The sequence below is a fragment of the Streptomyces sp. SS8 genome, assembly GCF_054072955.1.
On record NZ_JBSVCZ010000077.1, the window covers coordinates 1 to 385 of the forward strand.

Annotated in this window: 1 pseudogene; it reads right to left on the bottom strand. The window is 73.0% G+C overall.

Features of this window, described 5'->3' with window-relative positions:
• A pseudogene (locus ACW69E_RS27795) lies at positions 1-385 on the bottom strand (cholesterol oxidase); the annotation flags it as partial.

Sequence of the window (385 nt, forward strand, 5' to 3'; positions counted from 1 at the left end):
CTTCCCGGTGCGCACCGTGGTCACCCGGAAGCCTCCGGCGCCGTCCTCGGCCACCTCGGTGACGGTGGTCATCGGGTGGATGACCGCACCGGCCCTCTCGGCGAGGTACAGGTAGTTCTCGGTGAGGGTGTTCTTGGCGCCGTGCCGGCAGCCGGTCATGCACTCGCCGCACTCGGTGCACGCCCGGCGGGCCGGTCCCGCGCCGCCGAAGTAGGGGTCGGGCACCTCCGTGCCCGGGGCGGCCCTGACCTCTCCTCCCGCGTCCTCGCCGTCGCCGAAGAAGACGCCCACCGGCGCCAGGTGGAAGGTGTCGCCCACGCCCATCTTCCCGGCCGCGGCCTTCAGATGGACGTCCGACGGCGTCACCGTGGGGTTCAGCCGTACG